The sequence below is a fragment of the Streptomyces sp. NPDC054770 genome (genome assembly GCF_053611985.1).
This window is the reverse complement of record NZ_JBSHBL010000051.1, coordinates 1-15,520: the sequence shown is the minus strand read 5'-3', so window position 1 is coordinate 15,520 and position 15,520 is coordinate 1. Positions and strand designations below refer to the sequence as shown.

Genomic DNA, 15,520 nt, shown 5'->3' with positions numbered 1-15,520 from the left:
GGTCGGGGCGCCTACTTGCCCAGCCTGTTGGCCGTGTGCACCGCCCGCAGGACCGCCGCCGCCTTGTTGCGGCACTCCTGGTCCTCGGCGACCGGGTCGGAGTCGGCGACGATGCCGGCGCCCGCCTGGACGTACGCCGTGCCGTCGCGGAGCAGGGCGGTGCGGATGGCGATGGCCGTGTCGGAGTCGCCGGCGAAGTCGAGGTAGCCGACGCAGCCGCCGTACAGCCCCCGCCTCGACGGCTCCAGCTCGTCGATGATCTGCATCGCGCGGGGCTTGGGGGCGCCGGAGAGGGTGCCGGCCGGGAAGCAGGCGGTGAGGACGTCGAAGGCGGTGCGGCCCTCGGAGACCTTTCCGGTGACCGTCGAGACGATGTGCATGACGTGCGAGTACCGCTCGACGGACATGAAGTCGACGACCTCGACGGAGCCGGGCTCGCAGACCCGCCCCAGGTCGTTGCGCCCGAGGTCGACGAGCATCAGGTGCTCGGCGCGCTCCTTGGGGTCGGCCATCAGCTCGTCGGCGAGGGCCTGGTCCTCCTGCGGGGTGGCCCCGCGCGGCCGGGTGCCGGCGATGGGGTGCACCATGGCCCGCCCGTCCTCGACCTTGACCAGGGCCTCGGGGCTGGATCCCACGACGTCGAAGCCCTCGAAGCGGAAGAGGTACATGTACGGCGACGGGTTGGTGGCCCTGAGGACCCGGTACACGTCCAGTGCGCTCGCCGTGCACGGGGTCTCGAAGCGCTGGGAGGGGACGACCTGGAACGCCTCGCCCGCGCGGATGCGCTCCTTGATGTCCTCGACGGCCACCTGGAAGTCGGGGCCGCCCCACAGGGCGGTGTACTCGGGGAGTTCGGAGGGCGGCAGGACGGCGGGCGGCTGGGCGACCGGACGGGAGAGGTCCGCCTCCATGGCGTCCAGGCGGGCCACGGCGTCGGCGTGGGCCTCGTCGACGCCCGTGTCGAGGTCGTTGTGGTTGATCGCGTTGGCGATCAGCAGGACCGAGCCCTCCCAGTGGTCCATGACGGCGAGGTCGCTGGTGAGGAGCATGGTCAGCTCGGGGAGCCGGAGATCGTCGCGCTCCCCCGGGCCGATCTTCTCCAGGCGGCGCACGATGTCGTAGCCGAGGTAGCCGACCATGCCGCCGGTGAAGGGGGGCAGGTCCTGGTCGTGCGGGGTGTGCAGGGTCTCGATGGTGGCGCGCAGGGCGGCCAGCGGGTCGCCGTCGACGGGCACGCCGACGGGCGGGATGCCGAGCCAGTGGGCCTGGCCGTCGCGGGCGGTGAGGGTGGCGGCGGAGCGGACCCCCACGAAGGAGTACCGGGACCAGGAGCGGCCGTTCTCGGCGGACTCCAGCAGGAAGGTGCCGGGGCGCTCGGCGGCGAGCTTGCGGTAGAGCGCGACCGGGGTGTCGCCGTCGGCGAGGAGCTTGCGGGTGACCGGGATGACACGCCGGTCGGTCGCGAGCTTGCGGAAGGTCTCGAGGTCCATGGCGGCAGACCTTACTGATCGGAGGCGGGTACGCCGGAATCGGAGCCTTCATGGCCGTGCTCGGCGTCCTTCAGGAGCACGTCGGCGTCGAAGCAGGTGCGGTCGCCGGTGTGGCAGGCGGCGCCCACCTGGTCGACCTTGACCAGCACGGTGTCGGCGTCGCAGTCGAGGGCGACCGACTTCACCCACTGGAAGTGGCCGGAGGTGTCGCCCTTGACCCAGTACTCCCGGCGGCTGCGCGACCAGTAGGTGCAGCGGCCGGTGGTGAGGGTCCGGTGCAGCGCCTCGTCGTCCATCCAGCCGAGCATCAGCACCTCGCCGGTGTCGTACTGCTGGGCGATGGCGGGGATGAGTCCGTCGGCGCTGCGCTTGAGGCGGGCGGCGATCTCCGGGGCGAGGCCACTGGACGGGGGCGTACCCGTCGTACCGGTCGTACTGGTCATGGGTGCCATTGTGCCGCGCGCCACCGACAGTCACGGTCCGTGTCCACTGTCCGGACGGTGAGTGTGGTCGTAGGCTGGCGGTATGTCGACCTTCGCCAAGCGTGAACGGCTTCTGCTCGCCGACCTCTTGGAGACCGCCGGTCCCGAGGCACCGACCCTCTGCGAGGGCTGGGTGACCCGTGATCTGGCCGCGCACGTGGTGGTGCGCGAACGCCGGCCGGACGCGGCGGGGGGCACGGTGATCAAGCAGCTGGCGCCGCGCCTCGAGAAGGTGACGGCCGAGTTCGCGGCGAAGCCGTACGAGGAGCTGATCCAGCTGATCCGCACCGGTCCGCCGCGGTTCTCGCCCTTCCAGCTCAAACAGGTGGACGAGGCGGCCAACACGGTCGAGTTCTACGTGCACACCGAGGACGTCCGCCGGGCCCAGCCGGACTGGTCGACGCGGGAGCTGGACCCGGTCTTCCAGGACGCCCTGTGGTCCCGCCTGGAGCGCACCGCCCGGCTGCTCGGCAGGGGCGTGCCGACGGGCCTGGTGCTGCGCCGCCCGGACGGCCAGACGGCGGTCGCCCATCGCGGTGCCCCGGTGGTGACGGTGACCGGCGAGCCCTCCGAGCTGCTGATGTTCGCGTTCGGCCGGCAGAGCAAGGCGAAGGTCGAGGTGGACGGCGACGAGAACGCGATCGCCAAGCTGCACGAGTCCAGGGCGCTGGGCCTCTGAGGAGCCCGCGGTGATCAGGATCGCGATGACGAGCGTGTACGTGGACGACGTGCCGAAGGCGCACGCCTTCTACACGGACGTCCTCGGCTTCGAGACCCGCACCCGGCTGGACCTGGGCGACGGCACCTGGTTCGTCACGGTCGGCGCCCCGCAGGGCGCCCAGCCGGACCTGCAGCTCCTGCTGGAGCCCGGCCAGGGCCCCCTCGTGGACCCGTACCGCAGGGCCGTCTACGAGGCCGGCCTGCCGGCCATCGTCTTCTCGGTGGACGACATCCGTTCGGAGTACGACCGCCTGTGCGCCCTGGGCGTCCGCTTCCCGCACGAACCGCAGGACCAGGGCCCGGTCGTCGCCGCCGTCCTGGACGACACGGTCGGCAACCTGATCCAGCTGACCCAGCCGAAGGTCTGACCGCCCTCAGCGGGGCAGTTCGGCCCGGCGCAGCCCCGGTACGGCCAGCGCGACGACCCCGCCGAGCCCGCAGACGACGGCGCTGACGACGTAGACCGGGCCGAGCCCGAAGGCGCCGATCGCGGCGGCCGTGAACGGCATGCTCAGCGGGGTCAGGCCCAGGCTGATCAGACCGGAGACGGAGGTGACCCGGCCCAGGCAGGCGGGGTCGGCCTGGGTCTGCAGCAGCGCATTGCACATGGCGCCGCTGAGCCCGGCGAGCAGCCCGATCAGCAGGGCCACGCCGACGGCGCCGGCCAGGCCCGGTACGAAGGCGAGGGCACCGATCGCGACGGACCCGGCGAGGATCGAGACGCCGGCGACCAGACCCGCGCGCGGCAGCCGCCCCCGCACGGTCAGCAGCAGTGAGGCGGCCCCGGCGCCGACGCCGAACCCCGCGAGCACCCAGCCCACCCCGGCCGCACCCCAGCCGCGCCGGTCGGCGAGCAGCGTCAGCCCGACGTTGAGGGGGGTGACGAAGCCCAGGTCGCCGAGGGCGATGGCCAGCATCAGCGGAGCCAGGACGCGGTGGCGGCGGATGTGGGCGAGACCGGCCCGCAGGTCCTGCCAGGGGGTGGCGGCGGCGACGCGGTCGTCGGCGGGGAGTTCCCGCACCCGCAGGGTCATCAGCAGCGGTACCGACACGGCGATGAGCAGCCCGGCGAGGCCGAAGGCGGCCGCGGCGCCGCCGACGGCCACGCCGAGGCCGCCGAGCGGGGCGCCGAGGATGCTCGCGACGCGGATGGCGATACCGCGCATGCCCTGCACGCGGGCGAGTTGGTCGCGGCTGGTCACGCGCGCGGGGAGGGCGCCGACGGCGGGCATGAACACGGCGTCGACGATGCCGAAGACCAGGGCGAGCGCCGCGAGCGGCCACAGGCCGGGGCTGGTCAGGAAGAGCAGCGCGGCCACGGCGAGGACGGCCGCGCAGCGCACCGCGTCGCTGCCGATCACGACCCGGCGCGGCCCCAGCCGGTCGGCGATCACCCCGCCGAAGAGCATCAGCACGGCCCTCGGCATCGCGCTGACGGACATCACGACCCCGGCCTGCGCGGGCGAGCCGCCCTGGACGGCGGCCCAGGACAGGGCGACGTAGTAGACGCTGTCACCCACCATGGAGGAGGTGTAGGCACCGAGCCAGCGCAGGACGTCGGGGTCGCGGTGGGCGGGGCGGGGCGCGGCGGTGGTCGAGGGTACGGCGGCGGTGACGGTCACTGCGGCGGTCCTCTCAGACGCGGAACGGGAAGCCGTACATGTACAGCGCGACGTGCTCGCGCCCTTCGGTGTCACCGTTCGCTTCGGCGGACCGGCCCTGCTCGTCGTACTTGTGGAGGAGAGCTTCCAACTCGGCTTGCAGAGCGGCGAGCTCCTCCGGGGTCAGCCGCATCCAGGACTCGCTGTCGACGGACGCGGTGTTCCAGTCGGGGCTCCAGGTGGGGCGCTCGTCCAGGTAGCGCCGGTAGCGGGCGGCACGCTGCTCGTGGAAGAGGCGGGTGGCGGCGAGGTGGGCGGCGGCCTTCTCCGGTTCACCGCGGAAGTCGGCGTCCCGGATGCTCACCCCGTCCGACGCGCGCTGCCACCACCGCTCCCGCCCGTCCCCGGACTGCGGCTCCGCCTCCTCGATCAGGCCGTGCTCGGCCAGCTTGCGCAGGTGATAGCTGACCAGGGACACGGCCTCGTCCACATGCTCGGCGAGCCGGGACGCCGTCGCGACCCCCTCGGCGGACAGCAGCCGGTACAGGTCCGCCCGCAGCGGGTGAGCGAGGGCCTTCAGCGTGCCCACATCGGTGATCCGGCGGTTCTCCTTGCTTGCCATGCCCACGACCCTAGATACGAAAGAGAAGTTGCGCAATTTATTTTGCGCAACTTCTCTTTCGTATCTGCGGGCGTCTCAGGACGGCAAAAAGCCCCGGCCCCCACCGAGGGCACCGGGGCCGAAACTCAGCGCGGCGTCACCGCACCGGGTGTCCCGCCTCGCGCAGGGTCTGCTTCACCTCGCCGATGCGCAGGTCGCCGAAGTGGAAGACGGAGGCGGCGAGGACCGCGTCGGCGCCCGCGGTGACGGCCGGGGGGAAGTGGGCCAGTGCGCCGGCGCCGCCGGAGGCGATGACCGGGACCGTGACGTGCTTGCGGACGGCGGCGATCATCTCCAGGTCGTAGCCGTCCTTGGTGCCGTCCGCGTCCATCGAGTTGAGCAGGATCTCGCCCGCGCCCAGTTCGGCGGCCCGGTGCGCCCATTCGACTGCGTCGATGCCGGTGCCGCGGCGGCCCCCGTGCGTGGTGACCTCGAAGGAGCCGGATGAGCTGGTGCGGGAAGGGGTGCGGCGGGCGTCGACGGACAGGACCAGGACCTGGCGGCCGAAGCGTTCCGCGATCTCGCGGATCAGGTCCGGGCGGGCGATGGCCGCCGTGTTGACGCCCACCTTGTCGGCGCCCGCGCGGAGGAGTTTGTCGACGTCCTCGGCGGTGCGGACGCCGCCGCCGACCGTCAGGGGGATGAACACCTGCTCGGCCGTGCGGCGCACCACGTCGTAGGTGGTCTCCCGGTTACCGGAGGAGGCGGTGATGTCCAGGAAGGTCAGCTCGTCGGCGCCCTCCGCGTCGTACACCTTGGCCATCTCGACCGGGTCGCCCGCGTCGCGCAGGTTCTGGAAGTTGACGCCCTTGACGACCCGGCCGTTGTCCACGTCCAGGCAGGGGATGACTCGGACCGCCAGGGTCATGAATCCACGGCTCCTCTGTATGCCTCTAGCTCTGCTTCGACCAGGATGCGCGGGTCGACGAAGCCGGTCACCACGACGAACGTGGTCACCGGGCGCACCGCGTCGAAGACCTCCTTGTGGGCGCGTCCCACCGCGTCCATGTCGCGCGCGTGCGCGAGGAACAGGCGGGTGCGGATCACGGACTCCGGTCCGAGACCGAACTCGGCGATCGCCTCCAGGGCGGCGGCGAAGGCCACCTTGGCCTGCTCGTAGGGGTCGCCCTCCCCGTACAGCACGGTGCCCTTGAAGGACGTCGTACCGCCCACCACCACACGGTCGCCCGCCGCGACGGCGCGGGCGAAACCGAAGGTCTCCTCCCAGGGGCTTCCGCTCTGCACGCGCCGTACGGCATCGGACGTCATGGTGTCACTGCCTCCAGTGCTTCTTCCAGGGTGAACGCCTTGGCGTACAGCGCCTTCCCGACGATGGCGCCCTCGACACCGAGGGGTACCAGGCCGGCCAGCGCGCGGAGGTCGTCCAGCGACGACACGCCGCCGGAGGCCACGACCGGCCGGTCCGTCGCGGCGCACACGTTGCGCAGCAGTTCCAGATTCGGGCCCTGGAGGGTGCCGTCCTTGGCGATGTCGGTGACGACGTAGCGGGCGCAGCCCTCCTTGTCGAGGCGGGCGAGCGTCTCGTAGAGGTCGCCGCCGTCGCGGGTCCAGCCGCGGCCCCTGAGGGTCGTACCGCGCACGTCCAGGCCGACCGCGATCTGGTCGCCGTGCTCGGCGATGACCTTGGCGACCCACTCGGGGGTCTCCAGGGCGGCCGTGCCAAGGTTCACCCGGGTGCAGCCGGTGGCGAGGGCCGCGGCGAGGGTGGCGTCGTCGCGGATGCCGCCGGAGAGCTCGACCTTGATGTCCATCGCCTTCGTGACCTCGGCGACCAGCGCACGGTTGTCGCCGGTGCCGAACGCCGCGTCCAGGTCGACCAGGTGCAGCCACTCGGCGCCCGAGCGCTGCCAGGCGAGGGCGGCCTCCAGAGGGGAGCCGTAGGAGGTCTCGGTCCCGGACTCGCCGTGCACGAGGCGGACGGCCTGGCCGTCGCGGACGTCGACGGCGGGGAGGAGTTCGAGCGTGCTCACAGTGTTCCGATCCAGTTGGTGAGGAGCTGGGCGCCGGCGTCGCCGGACTTCTCGGGGTGGAACTGGGTGGCCCACAGGGCGCCGTTCTCCACGGCCGCCACGAACGGCTTGCCGTGCGTCGACCAGGTCACCAGCGGGGCCCGCAGCGACGCGTTGTGGGCCTCCAGCGACCATTCGTGGACGGCGTAGGAGTGCACGAAGTAGAAACGCGCGTCGGCGTCCAGGCCGGCGAACAGCTGGGAGCCGGCCGGTGCGTCCACGGTGTTCCAGCCCATGTGCGGAACGATCTCGGCCTGGAGCGGCTCGACCGAGCCGGGCCACTCGTCGAGGCCGTCGGTCTCCACGCCGTGCTCGATGCCGCGCGCGAACAGGATCTGCATGCCGACGCAGATACCCATCACCGGCCGTCCGCCGGACAGCCGGCGGCCGATGATCCAGTCCCCGCGCGCCCCGCGCAGGCCCTCCATGCAGGCGGCGAAGGCGCCCACGCCGGGCACCAGCAGGCCGTCCGCGTTCATGGCCTTGTCGAAGTCACGGGTGATCTCGACGTCGGCCCCGGCACGGGCGAGAGCACGCTCGGCGGACCGGACGTTCCCGAAGCCGTAGTCGAAGACGACGACCTTTTTCGACGGTGCGGTCAATTCCACACCTCCAGCCTCATGACGCCCGCCACCAGGCACATCGCGGCGCCGATCGAGAGCAGCACGATCAGGCTGGTGGGCATCTTCTGCTTGACGAAGGAGACGATTCCGCCGACCAGGAAGAGGCCGACGACGATCAGCAGGGAGGACAGACTGTTCATGGCTTTACAGCGCGCCCTTCGTCGACGGGAGGATGCCGGCCGCGCGCGGGTCGCGCTCGGAGGCGTAGCGCAGCGCCCTCGCCAGCGCCTTGAACTGGCACTCCACGATGTGGTGCGCGTTGCGCCCGTAGGGCACGTGCACGTGCAGGGCGATCTGTGCCTGGGCGACGAAGGACTCCAGGATGTGCCGGGTCATGGTGGTGTCGTACTCGCCGATCATCGGCGCCATGTTCTCCGGCTCGGTGTGCACGAGGTACGGGCGGCCGGACAGGTCGACCGTGACCTGGGCGAGGGACTCGTCCAGCGGGACCGTGCAGTTGCCGAACCGGTAGATGCCGACCTTGTCGCCGAGGGCCTGCTTGAAGGCGGCGCCGAGGGCGAGGGCGGTGTCCTCGATGGTGTGGTGCGAGTCGATGTGCAGGTCGCCGTCGGTCTTCACGGTGAGGTCGAACAGACCGTGCCGGCCGAGCTGGTCGAGCATGTGGTCGTAGAAGCCGACGCCGGTGGCGATGTCGGTCTTGCCGGTGCCGTCGAGGTCGATCTCGACGAGGACCGAGGTCTCCTTGGTGGTGCGCTCCACGCGCCCTACGCGGGTCATGCGTCCAGCTCCTTCTTGACTTCACGTACCGCGTCGAGGAACGCGTCGTTCTCTTCGGGGGTTCCGGCGGACACCCGCAGGAATCCGGGCACGCCGTTGTCCCGGACGAGGACTCCCCGGTCGAGGATCTGCTGCCACACCGCGTGCGGGTCCTCGAACCGCCCGAACTGCACGAAGTTGGCGTCGGACTCGGTGACTTCGAGGCCCGCCGCGCGCAGCTCGGCGACCAGCCGGTCCCGTTCGGCCTTCAGCTGCTCGACGTACTTGAGCAGCGTGTCGGTGTGCTCCAGGGCGGCCAGCGCGGTCGCCTGGGTGATCGCCGACAGGTGGTACGGCAGCCGGACGAGCTGCACGGCGTCCACCACCGCGGGGTGCGCGGCGAGGTAGCCGAGGCGCAGGCCGGCCGCGCCGAAGGCCTTCGACATGGTCCGGGAGACGACGAGATTCGGCCGGCCTTCGAGCAGCGGCAGCAGCGAGGCGCCGTGGCTGAACTCGATGTAGGCCTCGTCGACCACCACCATCGAGGGCTTGGCGGCCTGGGCGGCCTCGTAGAGCGCGAGGACCGTCTCGGCCGGCACCGCGTTGCCGGTGGGGTTGTTGGGGGTGGTGATGAAGACGACGTCCGGCCGGTGCTCGGCGATGGCCGCCGAGGCCGCCGCCACGTCGAGGGTGAAGTCCTCGTTCCGGGGTCCGGAGATCCAGCGGGTGCCGGTGCCGCGCGAGATGAGCGAGTGCATCGAGTACGACGGCTCGAAGCCGATCGCCGTACGGCCGGGTCCGCCGAAGGTCTGCAGCAGCTGCTGGATGACCTCGTTGGAGCCGTTGGCCGCCCACACGTTCTCGACGGCGAGCGGGTGGTTGCCGGTCCTCGTCAGGTACCTGGCCAGCTCGGTGCGGAGCTGGACCGCGTCCCGGTCGGGGTAGCGGTTCAGGTCCCGGGCGGCCTCGCGCACCCGCTCCGTGATCCGCTCGACCAGCGGTTCGGGCAGCGGGTACGGGTTCTCGTTGGTGTTCAGCCGTACCGGGACGTCCAGTTGGGGCGCGCCGTAGGGGGACTTGCCGCGCAGCTCGTCCCGGACGGGGAGATCGTCGATGCCGAAGCTCACTTGCTCTCGGGTACCTTCCATCCGAACCTTGCCTTGATCGCCGCGCCGTGCGCGGGCAGGTCCTCCGCCTCCGCCAGCGTGACCACGTGGTGCGCGACGTCGGCCAGCGCGTCCTTCGTGTAGTCGACGATGTGGATGCCGCGCAGGAAGGACTGGACGGACAGCCCGGAGGAGTGGCACGCGCAGCCGCCGGTGGGCAGCACGTGGTTGGACCCGGCGGCGTAGTCGCCGAGGGAGACCGGTGCCCAGGGCCCGATGAAGATCGCGCCCGCGTTCCGCACCCGGTCGGCCACCGCGGCGGCGTCGGCCGTCTGGATCTCCAGGTGCTCGGCGCCGTACGCGTCGACGACCCGCAGGCCCTCGTCGATGCCGTCGACCAGGACGATCGCGGACTGCCGGCCCTGCAGGGCGGGGACGATCCGGTCGTCGACGTGCTTGGTGGCCGCGACCTGCGGCTCCAGTTCCTTCTCGACCGCGTCCGCCAGCTCGACGGAGTCGGTGACCAGGACGGCGGCGGCCAGCGGGTCGTGCTCGGCCTGGCTGATCAGGTCGGCGGCGACGTGCACCGGGTCGGCGGTGGCGTCCGCGAGGACCGCGATCTCGGTCGGGCCCGCCTCGGCGTCGATGCCGATCCTGCCGGTGAAGTAGCGCTTAGCGGCGGCCACCCAGATGTTGCCGGGGCCGGTGACCATGTTGGCGGGCGGGCAGGACTCGGTGCCGTGGGCGAACATCGCGACGGCGGTGGCGCCGCCGGCCGCGTACACCTCGTCGACGCCGAGCAGGGCGCAGGCGGCGAGGATCGTCGGGTGCGGCAGGCCCCCGAACTCGGCCTGCGGCGGCGAGGCGAGCGCGATGGACTCGACGCCGGCCTCCTGGGCGGGCACCGCGTTCATGATCACGGAGGACGGGTAGACCGACCGGCCGCCGGGCGCGTACAGCCCGACGCGCTCCACGGGCACCCACTTCTCGGTCACGGCCCCGCCCGGCACCACCTGGGTCGTGCGGTCCGTACGACGCTGCTCGCGGTGGACGAGACGGGCGCGCCGGATGGACTCCTCCAGGGCCGCGCGCACGGCCGGGTCGAGCTCGTCCAGCGCCTTGGCCAGGGCCTCGGCCGGAACCCGCACCTGCTCCAGCGTGACCCCGTCGAACTTCTCGGCGAAGTCGATCAGCGCCGCGTCGCCCCGATGATGCACGGCCTCGCAGATCGGACGCACCTTCTCCAGGGCGGCCGAGACGTCGAAGTCGGCTCGGGGCAGCAGGTCGCGCAGGGCGGGGCCCTCGGGGAGGGCGTCGCCACGCAGATCGATTCGGGAGATCACGGAATCAATTCTCTCAGACGGCACTCGGGGCCCGTCCGCGCGTATCAATGGCTGATACAGAATGCGGGGCGACGGCCGGTACGTAGCCTGGCCGGAACCCGGAAGATCACCTTCACGTGTTGATACGTCTTGTGTTCGAGGCGTGACGGAGCGGGCATCACCGCTTGGCGAACACATGACTGACGAGTAGTTGAGGAAGAAGGAAAAGCCGTGACCGAGGGGGACGGCGTCCGGGACGGGGACCTGCCGGACGATCTGACCGCGGCCGAGGCCGGTATGTGGCAGGCGTTCCGCAACGGCAGTGTGTACGACCTGAGCAGCGGCGACCTGCACGTGGACGATCCGCACGGCGGCCACCCGTGGGGGCCCGAGCGGACCGTGCGGGCGCGGATCGTCTGCTGGCTGCTGCTGGACGGCCCGCCGGCGCTGTCCGGCCGGGTGGCCTCGCTGAAGCTGGTCGGCGTCCGGATCGCCGGTCCGCTCGACCTGGCGGGCGGCACGGTCACGCCGTACGTGGAACTGCGCGGCTGCCGGTTCGACGAGGAGATCCTGCTGCCGGAGGCGCATTTCACGACCGTGCGGTTCGTGGACTGCGCGGCGCCGCGCCTGGAGGCGGCCCGGCTGCACACGGAGGGTGACCTGCATCTGCCGCGCTGCCGCTTCCTCGGCGGGGTCCGGCTGACCGACGCGCACATCGGCACCGATCTGCTGCTGAACCAGGCGGTGGTGTACCGGGACCGCAGCGGGCGGTCGATCGCCGCGGACGGCATGACCGTCGGCCAGGACCTCCAGGCCGAGCTCCTGGAGTCGCACGGCGAGCTGAGCCTGCGCAGCGCCAAGGTGGGCGTCTCGCTGAGCCTGCGCGGGGCGCGGCTGCGCAATCCCGACGGGCGGTTCGCGCTGAACGCGCCCCAGCTGACCGTCGGCCGGACCCTGTACCTGACCCCGGCGGGGGTGGGCGGCCCCTGGCAGAGCGGGACGACCCCGGCGCGCGGGACGCGGATCCAGCGGTTCGAGTGCCAGGGCGGGATCCGGCTGGACGACGGGCGGTTCGGGGACGCGGTGGACCTGGAGCGGGCGCGGCTGGCCTTCACGGACGACCAGAACCTGTCGCTGCGCCGGGTGCAGACGCCGGAACTGCGGTTCCTCGGCGAGGAGCCGCAGCGCGGCGGGGTGCTGCTGTCGGGCGCCCGGACCACCAACCTGGTCGACCGGGCGACCAGCTGGCCGGGTCCGGGCCGGCTGCACATGGGCGGCTTCGTCTACGAGAACCTGGTCCCGCAGGGCCCGTTCCCGCTGACCCGGCGCCTCGACTGGGTGGCCGCGGCGACCGCCGAGTACAACCCGGAGCCGTACGAGCGGCTCGCGACCGTGCTGCGGGCCGCCGGCGAGGACGAGGACGCGCGCGAGGTGCTGCTCGCCAAGCAGCGGCGGCGCCGCGAGACGCTGCCGCCGGCCGCCAAGCTCTGGGGGTACGCGCAGGACCTGACGGTGGCCTACGGCTACCGGCCGGGCCGGGCGGCGGTGTGGATGGCGGTGCTGTGGGCGGCGGGCACGCTCGGGTTCACGCACGCCCCGCATCCGCCGATGAACTCCGGCGGCCACCCGGCCTGGGATCCGGCGCTGTTCGTCCTGGACCTGCTGCTGCCGGTGATCGACCTGGGCCAGGTCGGCCAGTGGCGGCTCACCGGCGGCTGGCAGTGGGCGGCGGCGGTGATGATCCTGCTGGGCTGGATCCTGGCGACGACGGTGGCGGCGGGGGCGACGAGGCTGCTGAGGCGGGGGTGACGAGCGGTGCCACGGAGGCACCGGCGTCTCTGACAGGTACCGAACAGATGAGCACCCCTCACCTTTTACCCGCCCTTGACCGGCGGCCGTACAACTTTCGTGGAGTTCGCCATACCGTCTGGCGCAGCTCCGAGCTGCGGACTTTCAATGGTCAACACCATGGCTTCGCTGCGCACGCTCTTCCGTTCCCCACGGAGGGCAACGACCGCCTCGCCTCGCGCCGCCGGACCGCTCCCGGCCGACGACGAGGTGTTCCTCGACGCGCCCGACGAACGGCTCGCCCCCGCGCTGGTCGCGGCCGGCCGGGGCGAGCACGAACCCGCCGCGACACTGCTGGCCGGCACCCGGAGCGCGGCCGAGTGGGAGGAACGGGACCGGTACGTGCACCGGCTCGCGCTCTTCGCCCGCTCCCGTGCCGAGTGGCTCGACGAGTGGGCCGTGACCGCCCCGCAGGACCCGGACCTGCTGCTGGTCCAGGCCCAGCTCGCGGTGGACCACGCCTGGGACTCCCCCGCCCGCGCGGAACTCCTGCGCCCGCTCAGCCCCCTGATCACGGCGGCCGCCCGCGGCGACGACCGGGACCCGGTGCCGTGGCGGATCGCGCTCGACCACGCCCGCGGCACGAACGCCGGCCACAAGTACTTCGAGGAGCTGTGGGAGGCGGCGGTCCGGCGCGCCCCGCACCACTCCGGCTGCCATGTGGCGGCGCTGCGCTACCTGGCCACGTACTGGCACGGCTCGCACGGCGAGTGCTTCGACTTCGCCGACCTGGCCGCGCAGGACGCCCCGCCGGACTCGCTCGTCCAGGCCCTGCCGGCCCGCGCGGCCTTCGGCTACCTCACCGACGGCTGCGGCCCCGAGGTGCCGCGCGCCCGCCTGGACGCGGCGGCCGACCGGGCGATCGCCCTCTCCGCACGGTTCCCGGCGGCCGACCCCTGGCCGGCCGAGGTCCGCAACCAGCTGATGTACCTGCTGGTCCGGCTGAACCGCCCGGAGGCGGCCCGCACCCAGCTGCACCTGATCGGCCCGTACGTCACGTCCTTCCCCTGGGACCGCCTCTCCGACGACCCGCTGGGCCATTTCCTGCGGCTGCGCGACCACCTGCTGGCCGGTACCGAACCGCCGCCGGAGGCCGCGCCGATCCCCTCGCCGAGGGCGGCGGGGCGCCCACGGGCCGAGCACGGCGGACATGTCACCGCCGATGACCACTAGGCTGTGGCGCCGTGACCACCGTCCGTCTCCCCCTCTTCCCACTGAACTCGGTGCTGTTCCCGGGGCTGGTGCTGCCGCTGAACGTCTTCGAGGAGCGTTATCGCGCCATGATGCGCGACCTGCTGAAGACGCCCGAGGAAGAACCACGCCGGTTCGCCGTCGTGGCGATCCGCGACGGCCACGAGGTGGCGCCGAGCGCGCCGGGCATGCCGGACCCGACGGCCCAGCCCGACCGGGGCCCGGCGGCCGGCTTCGGGCCCGACCCGCTCAAGTCCTTCCACCGGGTGGGCTGTGTGGCGGACGCGGCGACGATCCGGGAGCGGGCGAACGGCACGTTCGAGGTGCTGGCGACGGGGACGACCCGGGTGCGGCTGCTCTCCGTCGACGCGTCGGGCCCGTTCCTGACGGCGGAGCTGGAGGAGCTGCCGGAGGAGCCGGGCGACGAGGCCGGCGCGCTGGCCGAGGGCGTCCTGCGGGCCTTCCGCCAGTACCAGAAGCGCCTGGCGGGCGCGCGGGAGCGCTCGCTCACCGCGGGCATGGACCTCCCCGACGAACCGGCCGTCGTCTCCTACCTGGTCGCGGCCGCGATGATGCACGACACCCCCACCAAGCAGCGGCTGCTCCAGGCCCCCGACACCGCCTCCCGCCTGCGCGACGAGCTGAAACTCCTTCGCTCCGAGACGGCGATCATCCGTAACCTGCCGTCACTGCCCGCGGCGGACCTGACGCGGTCGCCGACGAGTCTGAACTGAGCCGGGGTTTCCTGACATGCCGAAGAAGCCGAAGAAGAACCAGCCCGGGGGCGGCGGCACCCCGGCGACGGTGGCCCTGACCACGGCCGGCGTGGACTTCACGGTCCACTCCTACGACCACGACCCCGCCCACCCGTCCTACGGCGAGGAGGCGGCGGAGGCGATGGGCGTGTCCCCCGACCGTGTCTTCAAGACCCTGGTCGCGGACGTGGACGGCGCGCTCACGGTCGCTGTCGTCCCCGTGGCCGGCAGCCTGGACCTCAAGGCCCTGGCAACGGCGGTCGGCGGCAAACGCGCGGCGATGGCGGACCCGGCCCTGGCCGAGCGCACCACGGGCTACGTCCGCGGCGGCATCTCCCCGCTGGGCCAGCGCAAGAAACTCCCCACGGTCCTGGACGCCTCGGCATCGGCCCACGCCACGATCTGCGTCTCGGCGGGCCGCCGCGGCCTGGAGGTGGAACTCACCCCGACCGCCCTCGCCACCCTCACGAACGCGACCCTCGCGCCCATCGGACGTGCGTGACCCCTCGACGGAGTCTCCGTGCTCGGTTAAGTACGGAAGACATGTCGAAGAAGACACGGAAAAGGAAGTGGCGCCTGAAGAAGGCCCGCTCGAACCACGGTCGCCGTCCGGCATAGGGACACCCGGGACCCAGACCACGGAATAACCCGCCCGCACAGCCCCCGCACCCCTGCCGGCCCCCGCCACAACACCCACCAGGCAACACCCCACCCGCGGGCCGGCGGGGGCCTTTCGCGCAGTTCCCCGCGCCCCTGACTCTTCTGCCGCCGCCCCCGCTCGCCAGTCACCGACTCCGGCGTTTGAGAACGACACCCGGTCCGCGCCCCTTCCAGCCCGTCCGGCCTTCGGACGACAGCCGATCCGCGCCCCCTTCAGCCCCGTCCGGCCTTGAGACGACAGCCGGTCTGTGCCCTCTTCAGCCCGTCCGGCGTTTGAGGACGAGGCCGTTCAGGCCGAGCGGGGGTGCGGGGGC

At 72.4% G+C, this 15,520-nt stretch carries 18 protein-coding genes; 6 read left to right on the top strand and 12 right to left on the bottom strand.

The window, feature by feature from the left end; genetic code table 11:
- Nucleotides 1-11: 11 nt before the first annotated feature.
- Together ACWGKQ_RS34670 and hisI are read right to left on the bottom strand one after the other, a co-directional pair.
- A complete protein-coding gene (locus ACWGKQ_RS34670) occupies nt 12-1,490 on the bottom strand; it encodes an anthranilate synthase component I (RefSeq protein ID WP_453295986.1) in 1,479 nt (492 codons plus the stop codon).
- Nucleotides 1,491-1,501: 11 nt separating this feature from the next.
- On the bottom strand, nt 1,502-1,942 hold the full coding sequence (gene hisI, locus ACWGKQ_RS34665) for a phosphoribosyl-AMP cyclohydrolase (protein ID WP_453295985.1): 441 nt from the start codon (nt 1,940-1,942) through the stop codon (nt 1,502-1,504).
- A gap of 73 nt (nt 1,943-2,015) precedes the next feature.
- Between hisI and ACWGKQ_RS34660 the strand changes: the two genes are divergently transcribed.
- Together ACWGKQ_RS34660 and ACWGKQ_RS34655 are read left to right on the top strand one after the other, a co-directional pair.
- Nucleotides 2,016-2,651, top strand: a complete 636-nt coding sequence (locus tag ACWGKQ_RS34660; protein WP_453295984.1) for a TIGR03085 family metal-binding protein — start codon at nt 2,016-2,018, stop codon at nt 2,649-2,651.
- A 10-nt stretch (nt 2,652-2,661) separates the two neighbouring features.
- Entirely contained in the window at nt 2,662-3,060 is a 399-nt protein-coding gene (locus tag ACWGKQ_RS34655; protein ID WP_453295983.1) for a VOC family protein, read from the top strand.
- 6 nt (nt 3,061-3,066) lie between these two features.
- Here ACWGKQ_RS34655 and ACWGKQ_RS34650 read toward each other — a convergent pair whose 3' ends face one another.
- From ACWGKQ_RS34650 to hisD, 10 genes are all read right to left on the bottom strand, one after another.
- Nucleotides 3,067-4,314, bottom strand: coding sequence for an MFS transporter (locus tag ACWGKQ_RS34650; RefSeq protein WP_453295982.1), 1,248 nt, complete (start codon nt 4,312-4,314; stop codon nt 3,067-3,069).
- A 13-nt stretch (nt 4,315-4,327) separates the two neighbouring features.
- Nucleotides 4,328-4,915, bottom strand: a complete 588-nt coding sequence (locus ACWGKQ_RS34645; RefSeq protein ID WP_453295981.1) for an ArsR/SmtB family transcription factor — start codon at nt 4,913-4,915, stop codon at nt 4,328-4,330.
- A 136-nt stretch (nt 4,916-5,051) separates the two neighbouring features.
- The gene (gene hisF, locus ACWGKQ_RS34640) at nt 5,052-5,822 is read right to left on the bottom strand and encodes an imidazole glycerol phosphate synthase subunit HisF (protein WP_453295980.1); all 771 of its coding nucleotides are present in this window, start codon (nt 5,820-5,822) and stop codon (nt 5,052-5,054) included.
- On the bottom strand, nt 5,819-6,223 hold the full coding sequence (locus tag ACWGKQ_RS34635; RefSeq protein WP_453295979.1) for a Rid family hydrolase: 405 nt from the start codon (nt 6,221-6,223) through the stop codon (nt 5,819-5,821). Before ACWGKQ_RS34635 ends, hisF begins: the two co-directional genes overlap by 4 nt.
- On the bottom strand, nt 6,220-6,945 hold the full coding sequence (priA, locus tag ACWGKQ_RS34630; protein WP_453295978.1) for a bifunctional 1-(5-phosphoribosyl)-5-((5-phosphoribosylamino)methylideneamino)imidazole-4-carboxamide isomerase/phosphoribosylanthranilate isomerase PriA: 726 nt from the start codon (nt 6,943-6,945) through the stop codon (nt 6,220-6,222). The genes ACWGKQ_RS34635 and priA overlap by 4 nt, the downstream gene beginning before the upstream one ends.
- On the bottom strand, nt 6,942-7,586 hold the full coding sequence (gene hisH, locus ACWGKQ_RS34625; RefSeq protein WP_453295977.1) for an imidazole glycerol phosphate synthase subunit HisH: 645 nt from the start codon (nt 7,584-7,586) through the stop codon (nt 6,942-6,944). Before hisH ends, priA begins: the two co-directional genes overlap by 4 nt.
- On the bottom strand, nt 7,583-7,747 hold the full coding sequence (locus tag ACWGKQ_RS34620) for a hypothetical protein (RefSeq protein WP_167449919.1): 165 nt from the start codon (nt 7,745-7,747) through the stop codon (nt 7,583-7,585). The genes hisH and ACWGKQ_RS34620 overlap by 4 nt, the downstream gene beginning before the upstream one ends.
- Before the next feature lie 4 nt (nt 7,748-7,751).
- Nucleotides 7,752-8,345: an imidazoleglycerol-phosphate dehydratase HisB gene (hisB, locus tag ACWGKQ_RS34615; RefSeq protein ID WP_453295976.1), complete on the bottom strand. Its 594-nt coding sequence runs from the start codon at nt 8,343-8,345 to the stop codon at nt 7,752-7,754.
- Nucleotides 8,342-9,451: a histidinol-phosphate transaminase gene (locus tag ACWGKQ_RS34610; protein ID WP_453295975.1), complete on the bottom strand. Its 1,110-nt coding sequence runs from the start codon at nt 9,449-9,451 to the stop codon at nt 8,342-8,344. The genes hisB and ACWGKQ_RS34610 overlap by 4 nt, the downstream gene beginning before the upstream one ends.
- Nucleotides 9,448-10,773 carry a histidinol dehydrogenase gene (gene hisD, locus ACWGKQ_RS34605; protein ID WP_453295974.1) on the bottom strand — a complete coding sequence of 442 codons (1,326 nt, stop codon included), beginning with the start codon at nt 10,771-10,773 and terminating at the stop codon, nt 9,448-9,450. The genes ACWGKQ_RS34610 and hisD overlap by 4 nt, the downstream gene beginning before the upstream one ends.
- A 210-nt stretch (nt 10,774-10,983) precedes the next feature.
- On the opposite strand from hisD, the gene ACWGKQ_RS34600 reads away from it, so the two are divergent.
- The 4 genes from ACWGKQ_RS34600 to ybaK all read left to right on the top strand — a co-directional run bounded on the left by ACWGKQ_RS34600 (nt 10,984) and on the right by ybaK (nt 15,048).
- Complete coding sequence (locus ACWGKQ_RS34600; RefSeq protein ID WP_453295973.1) at nt 10,984-12,561, top strand: oxidoreductase; 1,578 nt, start codon at nt 10,984-10,986, stop codon at nt 12,559-12,561.
- Nucleotides 12,562-12,708: 147 nt separating this feature from the next.
- Nucleotides 12,709-13,773 (top strand): hypothetical protein, encoded by a 1,065-nt coding sequence (locus tag ACWGKQ_RS34595; protein WP_453295972.1) that lies wholly within the window; start codon nt 12,709-12,711, stop codon nt 13,771-13,773.
- A gap of 11 nt (nt 13,774-13,784) precedes the next feature.
- Complete coding sequence (locus ACWGKQ_RS34590; RefSeq protein ID WP_453295971.1) at nt 13,785-14,525, top strand: LON peptidase substrate-binding domain-containing protein; 741 nt, start codon at nt 13,785-13,787, stop codon at nt 14,523-14,525.
- A gap of 16 nt (nt 14,526-14,541) precedes the next feature.
- On the top strand, nt 14,542-15,048 hold the full coding sequence (ybaK, locus tag ACWGKQ_RS34585) for a Cys-tRNA(Pro) deacylase (protein ID WP_453295970.1): 507 nt from the start codon (nt 14,542-14,544) through the stop codon (nt 15,046-15,048).
- Nucleotides 15,049-15,520: the final 472 nt, after the last annotated feature.

Bases quoted from the DNA above. Each gene is read 5' to 3' on its own strand.
- hisB (WP_453295976.1), bottom strand. From the start codon at position 8,345: ATGACCCGCGTAGGGCGCGTGGAGCGCACCACCAAGGAGACCTCGGTC.
- hisI (WP_453295985.1), bottom strand. From the start codon at position 1,942: ATGGCACCCATGACCAGTACGACCGGTACGACGGGTACGCCCCCGTCC.
- ACWGKQ_RS34660 (WP_453295984.1), top strand. From the start codon at position 2,016: ATGTCGACCTTCGCCAAGCGTGAACGGCTTCTGCTCGCCGACCTCTTG.
- ACWGKQ_RS34645 (WP_453295981.1), bottom strand. From the start codon at position 4,915: ATGGCAAGCAAGGAGAACCGCCGGATCACCGATGTGGGCACGCTGAAG.
- ACWGKQ_RS34620 (WP_167449919.1), bottom strand. From the start codon at position 7,747: ATGAACAGTCTGTCCTCCCTGCTGATCGTCGTCGGCCTCTTCCTGGTC.
- ACWGKQ_RS34595 (WP_453295972.1), top strand. From the start codon at position 12,709: ATGGTCAACACCATGGCTTCGCTGCGCACGCTCTTCCGTTCCCCACGG.
- hisF (WP_453295980.1), bottom strand. From the start codon at position 5,822: ATGACCCTGGCGGTCCGAGTCATCCCCTGCCTGGACGTGGACAACGGC.
- ybaK (WP_453295970.1), top strand. From the start codon at position 14,542: ATGCCGAAGAAGCCGAAGAAGAACCAGCCCGGGGGCGGCGGCACCCCG.
- ACWGKQ_RS34670 (WP_453295986.1), bottom strand. From the start codon at position 1,490: ATGGACCTCGAGACCTTCCGCAAGCTCGCGACCGACCGGCGTGTCATC.
- ACWGKQ_RS34635 (WP_453295979.1), bottom strand. From the start codon at position 6,223: ATGACGTCCGATGCCGTACGGCGCGTGCAGAGCGGAAGCCCCTGGGAG.